This is a genomic window from Wolbachia endosymbiont (group A) of Cephus spinipes (assembly GCF_964026895.1).
Classification (GTDB): domain Bacteria; phylum Pseudomonadota; class Alphaproteobacteria; order Rickettsiales; family Anaplasmataceae; genus Wolbachia; species Wolbachia pipientis.
On the sequence record NZ_OZ034713.1, the window covers coordinates 921,277 to 939,533 of the forward strand.

At 35.0% G+C, this 18,257-nt stretch carries 18 protein-coding genes and 3 pseudogenes; 12 read left to right on the forward strand and 9 right to left on the reverse strand.

Translation table 11 applies throughout. From position 1 onward, the window contains the following. Positions 1-110: 110 nt before the first annotated feature. Positions 111-1,598, forward strand: coding sequence for a type II secretion system protein GspD (locus tag AAGD59_RS04345; protein WP_015588942.1), 1,488 nt, complete (start codon positions 111-113; stop codon positions 1,596-1,598). A 7-nt stretch (positions 1,599-1,605) separates the two neighbouring features. On the opposite strand, the gene AAGD59_RS04350 is transcribed toward AAGD59_RS04345, so the two are convergent. Both AAGD59_RS04350 and mtaB read right to left on the reverse strand, forming a co-directional pair. Continuing rightward, on the reverse strand, positions 1,606-2,517 hold the full coding sequence (locus AAGD59_RS04350) for an outer membrane protein (RefSeq protein WP_141457201.1): 912 nt from the start codon (positions 2,515-2,517) through the stop codon (positions 1,606-1,608). A gap of 67 nt (positions 2,518-2,584) precedes the next feature. After that, positions 2,585-3,811, reverse strand: a complete 1,227-nt coding sequence (gene mtaB / locus AAGD59_RS04355; RefSeq protein WP_015588940.1) for a tRNA (N(6)-L-threonylcarbamoyladenosine(37)-C(2))-methylthiotransferase MtaB — start codon at positions 3,809-3,811, stop codon at positions 2,585-2,587. 389 nt (positions 3,812-4,200) lie between these two features. On the opposite strand from mtaB, the gene gatA reads away from it, so the two are divergent. Continuing rightward, positions 4,201-5,670 (forward strand): Asp-tRNA(Asn)/Glu-tRNA(Gln) amidotransferase subunit GatA, encoded by a 1,470-nt coding sequence (gene gatA, locus AAGD59_RS04360; protein WP_015588939.1) that lies wholly within the window; start codon positions 4,201-4,203, stop codon positions 5,668-5,670. A gap of 180 nt (positions 5,671-5,850) precedes the next feature. On the opposite strand, the gene AAGD59_RS04365 is transcribed toward gatA, so the two are convergent. After that, positions 5,851-6,444 (reverse strand): hypothetical protein, encoded by a 594-nt coding sequence (locus AAGD59_RS04365; RefSeq protein ID WP_227738582.1) that lies wholly within the window; start codon positions 6,442-6,444, stop codon positions 5,851-5,853. An 85-nt stretch (positions 6,445-6,529) separates the two neighbouring features. On the opposite strand from AAGD59_RS04365, the gene AAGD59_RS04370 reads away from it, so the two are divergent. The 4 genes and pseudogenes from AAGD59_RS04370 to AAGD59_RS04375 all read left to right on the forward strand — a co-directional run. Next, positions 6,530-6,814 carry a transposase gene (locus AAGD59_RS04370; RefSeq protein WP_038198869.1) on the forward strand — a complete coding sequence of 95 codons (285 nt, stop codon included), beginning with the start codon at positions 6,530-6,532 and terminating at the stop codon, positions 6,812-6,814. A 147-nt stretch (positions 6,815-6,961) separates the two neighbouring features. After that, positions 6,962-7,177, forward strand: a complete 216-nt coding sequence (locus AAGD59_RS06985) for an IS3 family transposase (RefSeq protein ID WP_245836010.1) — start codon at positions 6,962-6,964, stop codon at positions 7,175-7,177. A 238-nt stretch (positions 7,178-7,415) separates the two neighbouring features. Beyond that, on the forward strand, positions 7,416-7,568 hold the full coding sequence (locus AAGD59_RS06990) for an IS3 family transposase (protein ID WP_141457203.1): 153 nt from the start codon (positions 7,416-7,418) through the stop codon (positions 7,566-7,568). 106 nt (positions 7,569-7,674) lie between these two features. Next, positions 7,675-8,235 (forward strand): annotated as a pseudogene (locus tag AAGD59_RS04375) (IS4-like element ISWosp9 family transposase); the annotation flags it as partial. 36 nt (positions 8,236-8,271) lie between these two features. On the opposite strand, the gene AAGD59_RS04380 reads toward AAGD59_RS04375, so the two are convergent. From AAGD59_RS04380 to AAGD59_RS04395, 4 genes and pseudogenes are all read right to left on the reverse strand, one after another. Continuing rightward, complete coding sequence (locus AAGD59_RS04380; protein WP_015588908.1) at positions 8,272-9,360, reverse strand: IS481-like element ISWpi2 family transposase; 1,089 nt, start codon at positions 9,358-9,360, stop codon at positions 8,272-8,274. Between the two features lie 60 nt (positions 9,361-9,420). Next, a pseudogene (locus AAGD59_RS04385) lies at positions 9,421-9,540 on the reverse strand (MarR family transcriptional regulator); the annotation flags it as partial. A gap of 16 nt (positions 9,541-9,556) precedes the next feature. After that, entirely contained in the window at positions 9,557-10,786 is a 1,230-nt protein-coding gene (locus AAGD59_RS04390) for a DNA modification methylase (protein ID WP_174517000.1), read from the reverse strand. Positions 10,787-10,910: 124 nt separating this feature from the next. Then, positions 10,911-11,387, reverse strand: coding sequence for a crossover junction endodeoxyribonuclease RuvC (locus AAGD59_RS04395; RefSeq protein ID WP_015588906.1), 477 nt, complete (start codon positions 11,385-11,387; stop codon positions 10,911-10,913). Positions 11,388-12,232: 845 nt separating this feature from the next. Between AAGD59_RS04395 and AAGD59_RS04400 the strand changes: the two are divergent. The 3 genes and pseudogenes from AAGD59_RS04400 to AAGD59_RS04410 all read left to right on the forward strand — a co-directional run. Beyond that, positions 12,233-12,649 (forward strand): annotated as a pseudogene (locus AAGD59_RS04400) (virulence RhuM family protein); the annotation flags it as partial. Between the two features lie 77 nt (positions 12,650-12,726). Continuing rightward, positions 12,727-13,509 (forward strand): helix-hairpin-helix domain-containing protein, encoded by a 783-nt coding sequence (locus tag AAGD59_RS04405; RefSeq protein WP_174516999.1) that lies wholly within the window; start codon positions 12,727-12,729, stop codon positions 13,507-13,509. Next, the gene (locus tag AAGD59_RS04410) at positions 13,490-13,735 is read left to right on the forward strand and encodes a BRCT domain-containing protein (RefSeq protein ID WP_174516998.1); all 246 of its coding nucleotides are present in this window, start codon (positions 13,490-13,492) and stop codon (positions 13,733-13,735) included. Before AAGD59_RS04405 ends, AAGD59_RS04410 begins: the two co-directional genes overlap by 20 nt. Before the next feature lie 136 nt (positions 13,736-13,871). On the opposite strand, the gene AAGD59_RS06995 is transcribed toward AAGD59_RS04410, so the two are convergent. Together AAGD59_RS06995 and AAGD59_RS07000 are read right to left on the reverse strand one after the other, a co-directional pair. Further along, positions 13,872-14,135 (reverse strand): JAB domain-containing protein, encoded by a 264-nt coding sequence (locus tag AAGD59_RS06995; protein WP_255498674.1) that lies wholly within the window; start codon positions 14,133-14,135, stop codon positions 13,872-13,874. Further along, entirely contained in the window at positions 14,075-14,485 is a 411-nt protein-coding gene (locus AAGD59_RS07000) for a DNA repair protein RadC (protein WP_255498673.1), read from the reverse strand. Before AAGD59_RS07000 ends, AAGD59_RS06995 begins: the two co-directional genes overlap by 61 nt. Positions 14,486-15,003: 518 nt before the next feature. Here AAGD59_RS07000 and AAGD59_RS04420 point away from each other — a divergent pair. From AAGD59_RS04420 to AAGD59_RS04430, 3 genes are all read left to right on the forward strand, one after another. Further along, on the forward strand, positions 15,004-15,900 hold the full coding sequence (locus tag AAGD59_RS04420; protein ID WP_213863264.1) for an Rpn family recombination-promoting nuclease/putative transposase: 897 nt from the start codon (positions 15,004-15,006) through the stop codon (positions 15,898-15,900). Between the two features lie 20 nt (positions 15,901-15,920). Beyond that, entirely contained in the window at positions 15,921-16,634 is a 714-nt protein-coding gene (locus AAGD59_RS04425) for a pyrimidine dimer DNA glycosylase/endonuclease V (RefSeq protein WP_015588934.1), read from the forward strand. Positions 16,635-16,743: 109 nt separating this feature from the next. Further along, a complete protein-coding gene (locus AAGD59_RS04430) occupies positions 16,744-18,219 on the forward strand; it encodes a hypothetical protein (RefSeq protein WP_015588933.1) in 1,476 nt (491 codons plus the stop codon). The last annotated feature ends 38 nt before the right edge of the window (positions 18,220-18,257 follow it).

Here is an 18,257-nt window from a genome sequence, read left to right on the forward strand (position 1 = left end):
TACATAGCCAAAGCTAATATATGACAATTATCTGCTCGATGAAAACGAAATTAAATACATTTTTAATATTTTTATAGAAATCTATTAGTATAGATCTATATGCTGTTCTAATGGCTATTTTTAAATGCTTAATACTCCTCTTCATTATTTCTTGCACACATCTACCTACCAAGCAATATCCTATTAACATAGACAATTATAAGCACGATTATCCGTTGCAACAATATAACACCTCTTTGGAGATTAATGAACCGGCAATACCAGAAATTATGCCTTTACCAATAGAGTTTCCCGATCTCACAATCAGTAATCAGCTTATTTCTATTAATGTTAGTGAAGAAGTATCAGTAAAGGATTTGCTGATTGAGATAGGAAAACTTTCTGACGTTAACTTGGATATGGACCCAAAAATATCAGGTAATATTATTTTAAAGCTAAAAGATAAGGATATAAACGAAGTAATTCAGAGTATAGCAAATAGCGCCAAACTGCGTTACTCAACAAGTAATGGTGTAATTAGAATTGAGCAGGACTTGCCATACGCACAAAATTATTACGTAGACTTCATCAATATTCAACATTCTGCTCAAAGCAGTTTCGTCATTAATAACAATATTACTAACAGTGATGGAAGTAACGTTGATAGGGACTATAACAATGTTATGAAGTCTCAATACAGTAGTGACTTATGGAATTCATTAGAAAAAGGCTTGAATGCAATAATGGATGTTAACGGGGTGGATGATGGCGAATTCCTTTCATCCAACAGAGAAGCTGGTGTTATTATTTTGAATGCTAGAAAAGATATCCACAAAGCTGTTGAAGAATATATTAATAAGGTTAAGAAGTTAGCGTCTTCTCAAGTAATGATAGAGGCAAAAATAGTTGAAGTTGTGCTAGATGACAAATACCTTTCTGGTATGAACTTAAATGACTTACAAGATGGAACTAAGTCTATAATAAATCAAGATAACTCCATTATTAACCTAGCAATGAACTTTGGTGCAAATGATCTAGGAGATTTAGTAAAAAATTTAGACAAATTTGGCACTTCAACTGTAATTTCAAGCCCCAGAGTACATGCTATAAATAATCAGCAAGCGATGATTTCATTTACTAAAAACCATATTTATTTTACCTCCGATATACAAAAAGATACTAGAAACTCTAATCAGACCTTAATTACCAAGATGAATAGCGTCCCAATAGGTGTTGTGCTAATAATCCACCCAAGCATTAACATTGATACTAGTGAAATATTCATGGATATACATCCAACTTTATCAAGAATTAACGGCTACACTAAAGATCCAGATATAGAGTACGTCGCACAGCAGAGTAAAATGAAATTAAATAGCGACATTCCAATTGTTGAAATCAGAGAAATGAACTCTATGTTAAAAATTAAGAGCGGTGAAATTATGGTAATCGGCGGGCTTATAGAACATAGAGAAGATAAGCAAAGCTTATTGCATCAGAAATCAAAAAGGCTAGCGAATAATATTAGAACAGTAGAAACTGTCATTTTTTTAAAAGCAACAATCGTACCAACATTTGGTTTGTTAGATAGAAAAGATAAGAATTTATATATATATTAAATTATCACTAAAAATTAAATATCAAACCAACTTCAATATTGTGAGTAGATATGTCATCTGCAACAGGTATCGGAACGCTAAAGTAACGATAGCCGAGAAAGGTTTTGATTTCTGGGATTATTGAATAATCAACACCAAGTTTTATTTGATAAGCAAACCAAGGAACATTCAGTGGCATTGAATTTTGGGGTGACCCATTAATCCTTTTTAATCTAAAAACTGTTGGTCCTATACCAAGACCGATGTACGGAGCAAATTGTGTATCCTGAACGCTGGGATTATAATAGAAGTTTAACAAAAACGCAAATATACTTGCTGATTTATCAAATACCGGAGGAGAATTACTATCTTCAATATTGGCTATAGAATACGCGGCTTCAAAATCAATTTTACCATTTTCTCCAGCATAGTAACCTAAAGACATGCTGCTAAACCACTGGAAATCAATTTTACCATCAAATTGCTGTATACTTTTAATTTCATCTGCCACTATATTTTTTATTATAAAACCATAATGACTTTCAACTAAAGTTAGGACTCTCTCCCCTATTGCCTTTATACCCTTTACAAATATTTCTGAATTATCATGGTATACCTTACCACCGTTAGCGCTAACATAAAAATCAAGTTTTTTTGATTTTTCTTTTGTAGGCTCAGCTTGATCTGCAATACGTGACCACATATTTTTCTGATCAGCTACTTGGAAAACAGAAGGTGGACTACTTTCAAGTTCTTGATATTTTATTGGTATTTCTTTTGCAGTAACCTCCTCAGAACGTATCACACTTTCATCATTGTCTGTTTCTAATTTTAAGGGTTGTACTTGCTCAATGTGTGTACTATTACTAATATAAGTAATAAAAAAATAGACACATGGAATGAAAATTAAAAATAAAGCAATAGATATTTTAGTTATCACAAATGAACCCATAATTATCATTTATAGTATAACTACTATATCATATATTTCTTTAATGTACAAAAAATTAAGGTAAGATACTTCCGATTAGATAATTATTTTCCACTCCTTTAACATTAACTTTCACAATACTCTTGGCTTGAGCTTTTGGTTCAAGCTTTACTAATGCAAAATTTTCTGTTCTACCGATATGATTTTGCTCAACCAGAACGCTTTGCTCGGTGCTGAGCAAAGATTGATAAAAACTGCTCATCATTTCCTTATTCACCTCTCTTAGGTGCTTTACCCGTTCTTTACGTACATTTTCTGGTATTTGCGGCATCCGTGCAGCAGGTGTATTTTTCCGCTCTGAATATGGAAAAGCATGTAGGTAAACTACATTTATTTTTTTTAGTAGATCAACCGTATCCTGAAACATTTCATCAGTTTCTGTTGGAAATCCAGCAATAATATCAGCGCCAAATGCTATATTAGGTCTCAAGCTCTTCATTTTATGATAAAATTCTATCACTTGCTCTCTGTTGTGACGACGCTTCATTCTCTTTAGTATTAAATTATTACCAGATTGTAGACTCAAATGTAAATGAGGCATAAGTCTTGACTCATTAGCTATTAAATCCATTAATTCGTCGTCAACTTCAGCAACATCGATAGAGGAAAGTCTTAGCCTCTTCAACTCTGGTATATCCTTTAAAACTCTCCTAATCATTGAACCAAGTGATGGCTTACCCAACAAATCTGTACCAAAGTCAGTAATATCAACCCCTGTAAACACTACTTCTTGATATCCATTTTCTACAAAGATCCTGATTTGCTCTATAATACTGTTTATTGGCACAGATCGATTATTCCCTCTTGCCTCAGTAATTGAACAAAATGTGCAGCTATGATTACAACCATTTTGAATTTCAATAAATGCCCTTGACTTATCTTCAAATCCATTAATTAGAACAGGTTCTACTTGGTTATCACTGACCAAGATTTTATCGTCATTTAGTAAGTAATTTTCAGCTTTTAGCTTATCTTGATTACCGAGCACTTTACTTACACCAGGAATGCTACTGTAAACTTCTGGATCCAACTGAACAGCACAACCAACTACGATAATTTCTTTATTTGGATCATTTTTGTAAATCTTACGTATCTTTTGCTTTACCTGACGTTCTGCTTCGTTTGTCACTGCACAGCTATGCACCACAACAACATTTTCTCTCTTTGCTTTTTTTAATGCTTCTTTGATTAACTCGCTCTCGTAAAAATTTAGACGACAACCAAATGTTATCACTTCATTCATGTTAGTATTTTTTGCTTTAATAGACCTAAATTATATCAAATATCCAAGCAAAGTCTCTTGCATGACTATTTTTTTGTAAATAAATGCTATGCAAGCAGCAGACACTGGGATCTCAACGATTTTCACTCAGACACAGTATCACTCCTTTGCTTATTATAGTCTTTTGACCTTTTTAAGATACAATCCGGATTGGATACTGAGTTGGTGAGTATAAAAGTATAGCTTCTACGTCATACCGCTGCGGTATCTCTTAGCCGCTAACAAGTAGCGGGATGACGATTGTCGGTGAATCTAAGTTACCTTAGCTACATTTCTAGCTGTAACTATAAATGTATGGATTTTTTATCGTGCCATGTTATAATTAACGTCTTGCTAAAAATTAAATATTGATGAATGAACTAAGAAAGTTAAGTATTACACAAATGCATGACGGGCTCAAAAAAAAGAGTTTTTCTGCCGTTGAACTCGTAGAGGCGCACATCAGTGCGGTTGAAAATGAGAAATTAAATGCATTTATAACAAAAACCCCAGAGATAGCAATGAAAGCTGCTAAAGCTGCAGATGAATATTTCTCTAGGCAAAAGGATGATTTAATCTCGCCGCTCATGGGTGTACCAGTTGGCATCAAAGATCTATTCTGTACAAAAGGAATAAAAACAACAGCATGCTCAAAAATGCTGGAAAATTTCGTTCCGACTTACGAATCTACGGTGTCTGACTTGCTTTTAAAAAGTGGAGCAGCCATGCTCGGTAAGCTTAATATGGATGAATTTGCTATGGGTTCTGCGAACACAAACAGCTATTTTGGCCCTGTCGAAAATGTGTGGATTAGAAAAAGTGATGGGGAAAAAGTTGTTCCTGGTGGATCATCTGGTGGATCTGCAGCATCGGTGGCTGGATTTTTATGCGCTGGAGCACTAGGGAGTGACACCGGTGGATCTGTACGCCAACCAGCAGCTTACTGTGGAGTAGTTGGAATAAAGCCAACTTATGGAAGATGCTCGCGTTTTGGTATGATTGCATTTGCGAGTTCTCTAGATCAAGCAGGAGTCATTACTCGTTCTGTCTCTGATTCAGCATTAATGCTGGAAGCAATCTGTGGCTATGATACAAAAGATTCAATATCAAGTAGAAAGCCAGCACCTAAATTTTCCAGCTTTATAAATGGTGATGTTAAGGGTAAGCGTATTGGTATACCAAAAGAATATAGGATGGATGGAATTTCAGAGGAAATAGTCCATAATTGGGAGAAAGTTGCTTCCTATTTAAAAGAAAATGGCGCTGAAGTTGTTGACGTTACTCTGCCACATACTAAATATGCAATACCAGTCTATTATTTAATTTGTTCTGCTGAAACTTCATCCAATCTTGCTCGTTATGACGGTGTGCGTTATGGGTTCAGGGTTGATGCTGATACCCTTGAAGAAATGTATTCACTAACAAGAGCAGAAGGTTTCGGTAAAGAGGTGAAAAGAAGAATTTTAATTGGCGCTTATGCGCTTTCTTCAGGTCATCATAATGAATATTACGAAAAAGCGCAGTGCATTAGGGCATTAATCAGAAATGATTTTATAAAAGCGTTTGAAAAAATAGATTACATACTTGTGCCATCTGCTCCAACAGAAGCTTTTGGCTTAAATGAAAAGCCAGATCCGCTAATTATGTGCATCAATGATGTGTTTACTGTGCCGGCAAGTCTGGCAGGATTGCCTGCTATTTCTGTTCCTGTTGGGCTCTCCAATGAGGGTTTACCACTTGCCTTGCAAGTGATTGGAAATTATTATGATGAAGCTGGAATATTAAATGTGGCAAGTGTGATAGAGCAAAATTGCGGCAGAATAATTAGACCTCTTGCATAATCTATTTTTTGATAGTAATTTTTGCATTAAAATTTGCTTACGCTCCTCAACGTACTCTATGGTTCCATTTTTAGATGAATAGCAAAAACAGGGTATATTAATCTGTTTACAAAATTTTCGTGTAACAGTTCACACTTAATTAAACAGACTGAATTCTGTAATTTTGGGATGTTGAAAAATTTACCTCACGTTGTCATTCCAGCGCATAACGCTGAAATCCAGATTTATAGAAACGAAAAAACTTGCTTGACACCCTTCGCCAACCCCCTTATTATGATGTGTAGTACAATGATACAAATTAAGAATTCCCCCATCCTGTGCTGGTTCTTCGATCTGAAATCCTACTTCTACCTGATCACAACCAATGTTAATTTGTCCTATTAATGCTTTAATAATGCCGCGCTTAGTTTGCCAATCTAGCTGTTCCAGGTTCGATTTTACACTAGAATAAAAATTCTTTATGCTATTTATAATAAGACTTATTCCTTTTTCTACTGCCTTCTGATCAACTACCTTTTTTTTCTCTTCTTCTATCCCTTGTAAGCGTTCTTTCATTTTTCTCATTGTCTGTTTAAATTCTTCCTCGCTTATATATCCTTTCTCTCCTGCATTTTCTTGACTATAATAATCTTCCATTAATTTTTCGATACCTTCTTTTATTTGATTTTCTCTTCTTGCAAACTTTTTCTCTGATGATTCATCATTTTTATTTTCTAATACTCTACGTTGGTATTCCTTTTTTATCATCTCTGGGTTTTTTAGTACATCTTTCACCTTTTCCCATACTGACCTTACCCAGAAAAAGTGGAGAGAAAGAAAAGAGTTTTTTTGGGTAAAATAAAATTTTGGAGGATTAGAAATGGCAAGAGAATATACGGCAGAATTCAAATTGGAAGCTGTTAAGCTGGCAAATGAACAAAGAAAGGTAGGTCAACCAGTTGCAAAAGTAGCAAGAGATCTAGGAATAAGGGATAGTGTATTAGGAAAATGGATGAAGAAATATAACGAAAAAAAGTCAGCGGCAAATGCATTTCCAGATGTAGCACCTTATGACAAAGAGAGATTTGATTTACAGAAAGAGTTAGCAAAAGTAACAAGAGAAAGAGACATTTTAAAAAAAGCCCTGGCCAGTCAAAAAGAGTAAAATATTTTTTCATAAAAGAGCATAGTAAACACTATAAAGTGCAGGAATTATGTAGGGTTTTCTGCTAGTGGCTACTATAAGTGGACTACAAGGAAAATAAGCAGTAGAGAATCAGCAAATAAAGAGTTATTAGCAGATATTCAAAAAATATATCAAGCTTCTAAATGTAGATATGGAGCTCCTAAAATTCATGCTGAATTAAAGGCTTTGGGTAAAAGTTGCAACTTAAAAACAGTGCAAAGTATTATGCAGAAAAATGGTATTCAGGCTATATTGAGAAGAAAATTTAAAATTAAGAAACAACAAACGGACAGTAGCTCCCAATATATTAGACCAAAACTTTATTGTCGATCAACCAAATAAAGTATGGGATTACTTATATAAAAACCAAAGAAGGATGACTATATTTGGCAACAATAATCGATCTATATTCACGCATGGTAGTTAATGAGCAGTTCAATAAATAAACAATTGGTTATGGACTCTTTATTAATGGACGTTAACAAGCGTAAACCTGCCAAAAATCTACTATTACATAGTGATCAAGGTTCACAATATACTTCGCAAGGTTATCAATATCTCTTATCCATAAAAAACATAGATGAGTCATAAAGGTTGTTGTTACAACAATTCTGTTGTGGAAAGCTTCTTCAGTTCTCTAAAAAGGGAGTTACCAATAGACACCTCTCGGCACTCTAAACAGCATATCAAAACTGCTATATTTGAATATATAGAAATTTTTTGGGAGTGTTAAATAAACCATACGCGTCAAGTTAAGGAAAAGTGTAAGTAAAGTTGATAGAGTGAAGGAAAATAATAAGGTATAAATTCTCTTGGATATATGAATGAGAGAACTTACAATGGACAGAATAGCTTGCTTATCAAAAGACCTCAATGAATTCTTTAATGAAAAAGCAGACGAAATATCAATTGCAGTAGGTTTTATAAAAAGAAAGAGAAAACTTAATGGCTCATCATTCATAAAAGCTATGGTTTTTGGTAACATAGGAGTTGATGATTGCAGCATAGAAACAATGTGCCAATTGCTAAATGAAGACTCGATAGAAATTACAAAACAGGGTTTAGATTTTAGGTTTAGTGAAGAAGCAGTTGAGTTCATGAAAAAAATGTATAACGAAGCTTTGTGTTTATTTAAAAAAAGTCTACAGATTGATTGCAAAATTTTACAGCAATTTGGAAGCGTTAAATTATTGGATAGCAGCTACATTAGCCTGCCCAGTAGCATGGAAGATATGTACAAAGGATATGGCAGTAGCTATAGAGATTGTGAGAATAATACCAAATCAGGAATAAAGCTACAGTTAGTCTTTGATTACCTGAATCAAGCGCTAGATAAGTTAAATTTTATGGAAGGAATAAGGTCGGATCAAGGTTATAGGGATTATCTGAACGGTTTATCAGCTGTAAAAGACAAGATTTGATCTGACAGACAAGAATTAACTGACAGAAGAATTGAGGTAGTCAAAACTAATATCAGGCTCTTGTGTAATGCTACTAATATTTTTCTGAAAAGCAATATATTTGCTATCAAGAAAAGTTTGCATAGGCGTTTTGCCATAGCAATATTTACCCGAGTGAGGTCTTGTCTCATTATAAGAACGCAACCAATGATCAACATCAATCTGTAGATCTTCCAAAGAACTGTAGATTTTCTTTCTAAAGATGATATTGTAACACTCATCTTGCATGGTTCTATGAAACCTTTTACATATGCCATTAGTCTGTGGAGAGTTGGCTTTAGTTCTAGAATGATCGATGTTTTCTATGCCCAAATAAAGCTGATAAGCGTGATTTTCGGGCTTGCCACAGTACTCCGTACCCCTATCAGTTAAAATGCGTAATAATGGAATTTTCTGCTCATCAAAAAATGGAATAACTCTATCGTTGAGAAGATCTGCAGCTGTAATAGCTGTTCTGTCCGTGTAAAGTTTAACCATTGCAACTCTGGAATAAGTATCAACAAAAGTTTGCTGATAAATGCGCCCTATACCTTTGATATTGCCCACATAATAGGTATCTTGAGAACCCAAATAACCTGGATGTTGCGTCTCAATTTCACCATGAGCTTCCCTTTGTTCTTTCACTTTTTCTAAAGCTGCAAGTTGTTCTTCAGTTAAAATGATTCCGTCTTGAGCTACTTTTGTCTCTAGTGCTTTAAGTCTCTTTTTGAGAGTTTCAAGGTCATTTCTTAGCCATACAGACCTTACTCCTCCCTGAGAAATTATTATACCTCTTTTTCTCAGTTCATTTGCAGCTCTTTCTTGCCCATATGCTGGAAATTCTGTTGCTATACCAATCACTGCTCTTTCTATATCGTCGGAAACTCTGTTTGCTAATAGCGGTTTTTTCTTACTTATTTCATGTAATGCTTCCTCTCCTCCATTTTCATATAACTCCTTAAAGCGATAAAATGTATCTCTTGAGTATCCCATCACTTTGCATGCTTGAGACACATTTCCTAGTTGTTTTGCTAGTTCTAATAATCCTAGCTTTGGTTTTAATATTTTTGTCTGTATTGTACTCATATCTAACACTCCTTTATTTTTATTATTTTTAACTTACTTTTTTAAAGTGTCAGGTCAAGTCTTATTTAATACACCATCCTCCAGCTCAACTATTCCTTTCTTTACTAAATAACAGACGTATTGCTTTGAAACTCCCAGTTCCCTTGCCCATTCCGTCTGCGTGATTTTTCCTCCTTCCACTTTTTTCTCCTTTCTTTTACCGTTTTTCTTCTTGAATTTGTGCAAAGGTTTTGCCAGTATTGGAAAGTATCGCTTCTCTTCCCGTGTATACTTGCCAACGTTTTATGGTCACATCTACAAACGTAGGATCTAGCTCTATCGTTCTACAGATTCTTCCTGTCCTCTCACATGCAATCAACGTACTCCCAGACCCGCTAAATGGATCAAGAACTATGTCCCCTGGTCTACTGCTGTTTACTATCGCTCTCTCCATTAACTCCACTGGTTTCATCGTTGGGTGCAGTGAGTTGTACGTTGGCTTATCGTAAAACCAGAGATCACTTTGATTACGTCCTCCATGCCACTCACGCTTATTGCCATTTTTCCAACCGTAGAATATTGTTTCGTATTGTCTTTGATAATCAGATCTTCCTAGCGTAAAATGATTCTTTGCCCAAATTATAAATGTCGACCAACGACCACCTGCTTCTTCAAATACCTTTTGCAGCGTTGCCAGCTCGGATGATGATGCACAGATGTAAATTGCACCTTTGGTGTACGCTAAAACGTGAGAACAAATGTCATACAGAAAAAGTTCGTATTTTTCACCTTGATCATCGTTTAGTATTTTTTTGTCTTCTCTTTCCTGACTGTCACCATATGCTAAGTTATACGGAGGGTCACACACGGTAATATCTGCCATTTTATCGTCTAATACCGCTTTAAATGATTCAACCAGACAACTATCACCACAGTAGATTCGATGACCACCTAAAATCCATAGATCCCCTGGTTTTGTTATTTTTACCTTTTTGCTATCACCGGCTAAGTCGGAAAAATCTTCTTTTTCACTGTTTTCTCCATCTAAATCATCAAGAAAACGTTGAACCTTTTCCAGCTCAAATCCGGTCATTTTAAGGTCAAACTGCAAATCTTCTAACTCTTGAATTTCCACTTTTAAAAGATCATCGTCCCACTTTGCCCAGTTAGCTGATTGATTGGCAAGTAAACGAAAAGCTTTGGTTTGGGCTTCACTTAAGTTATCACTGAGGACTACGGGAATACTCTCCATACCCAGTTTTCTTGCTGCTTTGAGGCGTAAATGACCATCAACCACAGTGCCATCGCTTTTTGCAACTATTGGGATACGAAAACCAAATTCCCGAATAGAGGCACACATTCTGTTTACTACATCGTCATTCTTGCGAGGGTTACGATCGTATTCGACAAGATTTTCAACGGGGTAATAGTGGATTGCTAAATTCATATAATTGCTATGTTTAAATTCTTAATAACTTGTTAAAAAGTTAATAATCAAAATACGTCTGACGCTAGAGAGGGCCCGGGGTTTCGCTCCCAAGTCCGCCAGTCTGGCCGAAAGGACCCACTTCCTATGTGTTATCTAGCATATTAAAATCTTTACTAAAATTATTAACATAGAACATCAATGCCAAAGCATCAGCTTCATTATCGTCTTGAGGGAAAAAACCTTTGCCCCTTACAGCTTCAATAACTTCACCCTTACTTGCATTGCCTTTGCCTGCTATGAAACGTTTTATCGTCTTCACCGGAACACCTTTGTATGGTATATGATGCTCTTCACACCAAGCAGTTAAAATGGCAAAAAAACCACCATAACAATGTGCAGCGTCAGTACCTAAATGTCTTCTCACTTCTTCAAAATACACTGCTTCAATATCTGAAAATCTTTCCCTCATCTCATTGAGCCACCTACGAAAATTTAAGAAGTGCATTCCACCTCCGCTGAAACGGCTACCATGAAAGTTTTTGCTCCCACTTTGAATTACTCCATCTGTAAGAATAGCCCAGCCGGTTTGTTTGCCGAGGTCTAGTGTTAAGATTGACATTTGCTATAATTTAAAACTGCAAGTAGCACTAAATATCATTTGGTTCCTTCAAAATACGCTATGAATGGGTTTTTATTGGCCAATGACAAGAATCTTATGCTACTACCTTAGTTAGGACTTGCTATTATATATATTCACCGATTTTACAAAAACTGTTCACTTTTTTTTAATTTTTCTTTGCAAAGCGTAAAAAACGTGCTAAACTCACTTGTGAGTTTACTATACAGCAATAGAATTGCTAAGAATGCCATTTATTCGAGTTCTAAGGGGCATTATATGCGTTCTTTGGTAATGGTAGTATTTTAGTACCCTAAAGTTACATCTAGCTTTAAAACAAAGTTTTTGCCTCATCTAAAAAAATATAAAGCTGTTTCTTCTCAATTACGTAACTTACCAAAAACCTAAATTTCTTTTGCTTTCTTCAATCTTTTCTTGTTTGCCGAATTTAAGCTTTTGTGTTTGAAGCACATCTACACTCAATGCCCCTATACTCCGGATTTCTCACCACTTTTTCCGGGATTTTCTGAAAAAAAGTTAAAATAATTTGAATGCAGCTAAGAAATTAAAAAGAGCCTAAACTTTAAGAACCCGCTAAACGGAAGTCCGACCTCCTAGACACCTTACTATTTGAGTTGTTTCCATTTTGGAAATAACTGTTTACTGGAGCTGAGAAGAGGTCACATGAATTTTTGATAAAACAGATACTTCCCCTCTATCTAGCTCATTAATAAGTTATAATAGCCCTCTAAAGACGTTTTAAAGAATTTAGTTGCAGTAGAGACAATTAATTGGTTAAATTCCTATTGATGATCAATGGTTTGTTTGTAAGTTATAGGAGATAGATAATGGATGAGAATAAGATTGTATTTTATACTACTCCAGGTGGAAATATAGAAATTGAAGTTTTATGCAGAGATGAAAATCTTTGGCTTACGCAAAAAAGGATGGCTGAATTATTTGATGTACAACTGCCAGCTATTAGTAAGCATATCAAGAACATATTTGAATCTGGTGAATTACAGGAAAAAGAAGTTGTTTCCACTTTTGAGGTAACCGCTGCAGACGGTAAAAATTACCCAACACAACTTTACAATTTAGATACAATTATAGCTGTTGGTTATCGAGTTAATTCTAAAAAAGCAACATTATTCAGAGTATGGGCTACAAAAGTTTTGAAGGATTTTATTATCAAAGGATTTGCTTTAGATAGTGAACGACTAAAAAACGGGAAAAAGTTTGGCAAAGACTACTTCGAGGAGCTATAGCTCATAAATTTCCTGCAGCTCAAGGAAAAACTAAGATAGTTAAAATATTAATACAAGTAGGCAAAACGGGTAAATTGAATCCGGTTGCAAAAGTAATTCCAATAAATATAGGAGGGGTTCTCATTACAAGGGTAAATTTGCATAATAAGGATGAAATTAAGCGTAAGGACATAAGGGAAGGAGATATTGTAACAATCAAAAGGGCAGGAGATGTGATTCCTAAAATTATAGATGTAGATAAAAGTGCTCGTTCTCGAAAAGCACCAAAGTTTGTTTTTCCTGATATTTGCCCGGAATGTGGCAGTAGAGTTGATGACTGGGAAGCTACGATTAGATGTACCGGAGAAAACGTTTGCCCAGCACAGCGAATAGGAAAGTTAAAACATTTTGTGGAAGTTCTTGACATTAAAGGTTTTGGCGGTAAACAAGTGGAGTTCCTTTATGACCTTGGTTTGATAAGGAAAATATCTGATATTTTTGCTCTCGAAGAAAAACTCAAAAATTTCAACTTAAGTGAACAAAGGGGATGGGATAAACAATCCATATTTAATTTATTGCACTCTATCAACAGCAAAAGAACTGTAACGCTTGAAAAGTTTATAACTTCTTTGGGAATTAAATTGGTCGGACCACACGTAGCAAAATTACTAGCAAAACATTATCAATCTTATGAAAATTGGATGGCTCAATTACCTTATGATAGAGAAGCTCCTGATAAATTAATGATAATAGGCGTAGGCGAAGAGACCATAACTTCCTTGGAGGAATTTTTCTCTGATGAGGATAATGTTGAAATGGTAAAGAATCTCGCCTCTCAACTAAAGATTGAGCCTGTAAGTGCTAAATTCCCCTCTTAGCGGCAAAACAGTGGTCATCACAGGAGAATTATCAGGAATGAAAAGAAAGGAAGCGCAAGCAAAAGCCGAATCTTTAGGTGTAAAAGTTAGCTCTAGTGTGTCCAAAAATACGGATTTTGTGGTTATAGGTAAAGATCCAGGGTCAAAGTATCACAAAGCTTTGGAGCTAGGTGTTGAAATTTTAAGTGAGGAGGAATTTAATAAACTAATCATGAGAGAAAAATAAACGCTATTATTTCCTATACCTTCTTCATCACTGAAAGCCTCAAATCAACAAGTAGCAATTTTCTTTTCGTTAGATTGCAGCTCAACTGCGAGAAAAATGTACATAAAAAAGAGGCTTACAGCAGATGCCCAAAACTCTACAACAATCCGTTTTGTCGAAAACTAAAATAATCGTCGCCTGTAATGATAATATGATCAAGAAATTTGATACCTACACTATGACACGCTAAAGCTAAACTCTTAGTCATGGTTTTATCAGCTTCAGATGGTTTTTCACTTCCGCCGGGATGGTTATGTGAAATTACGATTGATGTTGTATTTTTTAATAATGCTTTTTTTATTATTTCCCTTGTATAGACAGGCGCCTGCCAGCAAATACTTCTTCCCCTATCAAATGGCACCCTTGATTCAAATACATTATTGTAATATTCTCCTTATCTGAATAGCCGATACTTACCCTTAAATATTCTATAAGCTTATCTAGGTTATCTAGTATCGGCCCTTTTTTTAGCTCTTCCTTTAATACCCTAGTCAAAGTTTCCTTGACACAAAAAATCATTGAAACTGTAGAGTCTGCTACACCTTCTATACTTTTCAGCTCATCCATTTCGCGACCTAAAATCCTTCCTATCCCTGTACAAGTATCCACTAGGTTTTTAGCAATTGCTTGAGCCTGGGCCCTATCATGCACTGCACTCAGAAATGTTTCTATTATTTCACGATCAAGCAGAGCCTTCCCTTTGCTTTCCAAGATTCTGAATTCTATTTCTTTTTTACGTTTATTTTCTTCTTTACTTTTATTCTAATTATTCATATAATACACCCTTCACTAATAATAAATTATTTTTAAATGTTTACTATTATTTTCTTAGCAGTATTGGCATGAAGCCATAGCTTACGGGTGAAGTCAAATCAATTTTTCAATTTTTTTTTGTTTATTTTTTTATGAAAAAGTAGAAGATATTAATAGCTGCTAATTTCTTTAAACGATGTCGTTGTAGATTCGTATTTTTATACACCAAAAAGCGTATCTTTGATGTCTCCTACAGCTCCAAATTCATTGTCATCCATTTCCTGGGCTTGTAAGGTGCTTTACAGCATGGTTGATAAAAGATGTACAAAAGGACGTCTAAAGTAGAGGATGCTATTCTAAGATGATCTCTGACAGTCGTTTTCTTCATCAACGCATTCAAAACTTAAAAAAATAAAAAACTTGAACATTTCTTCACAATTGTGTATAATTATTAATGCTTTTTAGGTTTTTTTCTCATGGCTCTTTCGAAGTTTCTCGACCCCAAAAATGATATATCTTTTCGCCGTATCTTCGGTACTGAAAAAAATAAAGATATTCTTATTCACTTCCTCAATGATATCCTTGGCTTCACTGACAAAAGTGCAATAAAGGATATAGAGTTTCTAAGTACTATTCAAGACCCTGATATTGCTGCTAAAAAGCAAAGTATTGTTGACGTTCTCTGTAGAGATGAAGATGGGGTGCAAGTGATCGTCGAGATGCAGGTCGCTAAAACTAAAGGCTTTGAAAAACGTGCCCAATACTATGCAGCTAAAGCGTATTCAAGACAAGCCGATAAAGGTGATCAATACCAAGACCTTAAGGAAATTATCTTCATTGCTATAGCAGATTGTATCCTGTTTCCGGACAAGTCTGAGTATAAATCAAAGCATACTATTCGGGATGAAGATACTAATGAACACGATCTAAAAGATTTTTACTTCATATTTATTGAATTGCCAAAATTTCCAAAAACCAAAGAGGATCAGCTTTCAAATATAGTTGAAAAATGGATCTACTTCTTTAAATATGCAGATGAGACTAGTGAAGAAGAGCTGGAAAAAATAATAGGTAGTGATGTAATAATTAAAAAGGCCTATGAAGAACTAAATAGATTTAACTGGTCAGAAAAAGAATTTATTGCCTATGAACAGGAAATAAAACGTATTCTTGATGAACAGGCTGTCCTCGCTCAAAAACTTGATGATGCTACTGAAAAAGGTAGAGAAGAAGGCATCCTTATCGGACATGAAAAAGGCAGAAAAGCAGAGAAAATTGAGGTCGCAAAGAATCTACTAAAAGCAGGTGTTTCTATTGATATTATAGCTCAAACTACTGGTCTTACAGCTAATGAAATTAAAGACTTAAGCTGATTCTATCTTTGGATGTTTAGATGAACATCTTTGTACTAGATGAAAACCCAGAGATTGCGGCAAAAATGTTATGTGATAAGCATATAGTAAAAATGCCATTAGAAACTGCTCAGTTATTAAGTAATGTTTTTTCAATAGCATTAAAAGCGCCAAATCCTTTTGTTAGTGTCATAGATCAGGATATAGAAGTTCCATATAAACTCACTCACAGCAATCATCCTTGTTCTTTGTGGGCTAGGCAATCGAAAGGAAACTTTTGTTGGTTGATAGAGTATGGAAAAGAATTGTGTAAAGAGTATACACAGCGATACAAAAGGAAGCATAAATCAGAGGAAGTAATAAATTGGTGTGATAGTAATAAGGATTTACTCATTTTTCGATCAACTGATATGCAAGCTTTTATACAAGCACTGCCGGATCAGTATAAATGCAGCAGTGCTGTGGAAGCTTATAGGAGATATTATCTCAAGGAAAAGATGAGATTTGCTAAGTGGGAAAATGGCAGAGAAGCACCAGATTGGATAATCTGCTACACAACACCACAGCTAATACAGCTCATAAATAGAGAAGCCATCCAAATCGGACATGAAAAAGGCAGAGCCGAAGGCAGAAAAGCAGAGAAAATCGAAGTTGCAAAGAATTCACTTAAGGCCGGTGTCTCTATAGATGTTATAGCTAAAATGATCGGCCTTTCTATTGATTACATTAAGGACATTCAAGAAGAAAAGTTTTAGCCATAACGTTTTTTTTATTAAGTCCTCTATTCTAGTAATTTTTATGTTGCAATCCATTCTAATGTATGTACAATGCCTTTTTTATATAAATACTTAATAGGAGGGGTTAATGCCAACACAGAAAGAGCTTCGGGCTACGATGTCCAAAAAATTACAGGAAGCTATTAAACATCCAGATCCAGCAGTTGCTGCCGGGAGGAAGTCAGCTATCAAGAGATGGGTGGGAGTCCTTCAAGATAACTTTATGGAGCACATAAAATACTTTAAGGGTGATAAGTTGAAGTTTTTGCACAATGTATTCCAAGATGAAGGTTGCTGGTCAGGTGTAAGGTTGGATAATGCTGCTTTAGGTCAAAGGTTTACTGAAGAAAAAATAGGTGGAATAGATAATCCACTTCGCAAATATGAGATGGCTTGTAGTTACTGTGTGGTAGATAAAATTCATCCACTCTTTCAAAAAGCATTTGAATCCTACAAAAATGGATTTTCTTCTGATGAACTTGATAGTAGAGGTAATCCTATAACTGATGAGTACATACGAAACTCGCTTTTGGGTGGCATTCGAAGGAAAGGTCCTGTATTTGATTTCTGGATCGATAGAGAATCTGGGGAATTAAAGAAGTATGATGCAGTAGAAGGCTTTGACAGTGCTGTAAAACTTAGGTGGAGTGAGGGAGTAGAGTATTTTTATAATCATTTAAAAGAAGAAGATAAAGAGAAGAAGCTTACAGAAGCTATTATTGCTCTTTCTCGTCCTCAATCTGTTGAGAAAGATGCTCCTATTTTAGATTTTTGTGTAAGGAATATAGCTGATAAAGATACTCTTTTACAGAAATTATCGCAGAAAGATAAAGGAATATATTCCCTTTTTGCTGAATTAATAGAGTCATGTTTTTTTGATACGGTTCATGATTTGGTACAGTGCTGGTGTTATGAGGAAGCTTCAGCACGAGGTGATCATTCAAAGGAAATACTCTCACAGGATGAGTATGACCTCCTTCTTTACTCACTTTCAAATGTAATGTTGAAAAATCCTGAATCAAATGTTCAAGCTAGATCTCTTATTATGAAGATTTGGAAATGTGACTGCTTTATTGAATACAGAAAGATTTCTGTTAATATTTCTAATTGTATAGTTCCTATACAGGACATGCTTGCAGGGTTAATAATTAACTGGAAACGAGAAGACATTTATAAGTCTGATGAGGAAAAAGAAGTAGAGAAAAAAGAAATATTAGATGTAATATTATTTGCTAAAGATTGCTTTCCTGAAAAGTTTGAGTTCTTTAAGGAAAAGATAATAAAAAACCTTAGATTATGCGGTAGGGAAGGAATGAAGGATTACGTAGATTACGGTTTGTTTGCAGAAGAGTTATTCTCTGAGTTAGAGAAAACAACTCTACCTCTTGGTCCTGTAGGTGATGGTCCTTGGAATAATTTACGGTCACGATCTAAAGCTCATGGTAGTAAGGAAACAACTTTGCCAGTTGATGATGGTCCGCAGTCTGAGCTTGGAACTCCTAGTGTAAGTGGTGTTTCTTCTTATAAGAAAAAAAGCGTCTTTACGCTTAGTGGTAATAAGTAATCTACTTATGAACTCTTGGTGTTTCTGGTCGTAGTAAA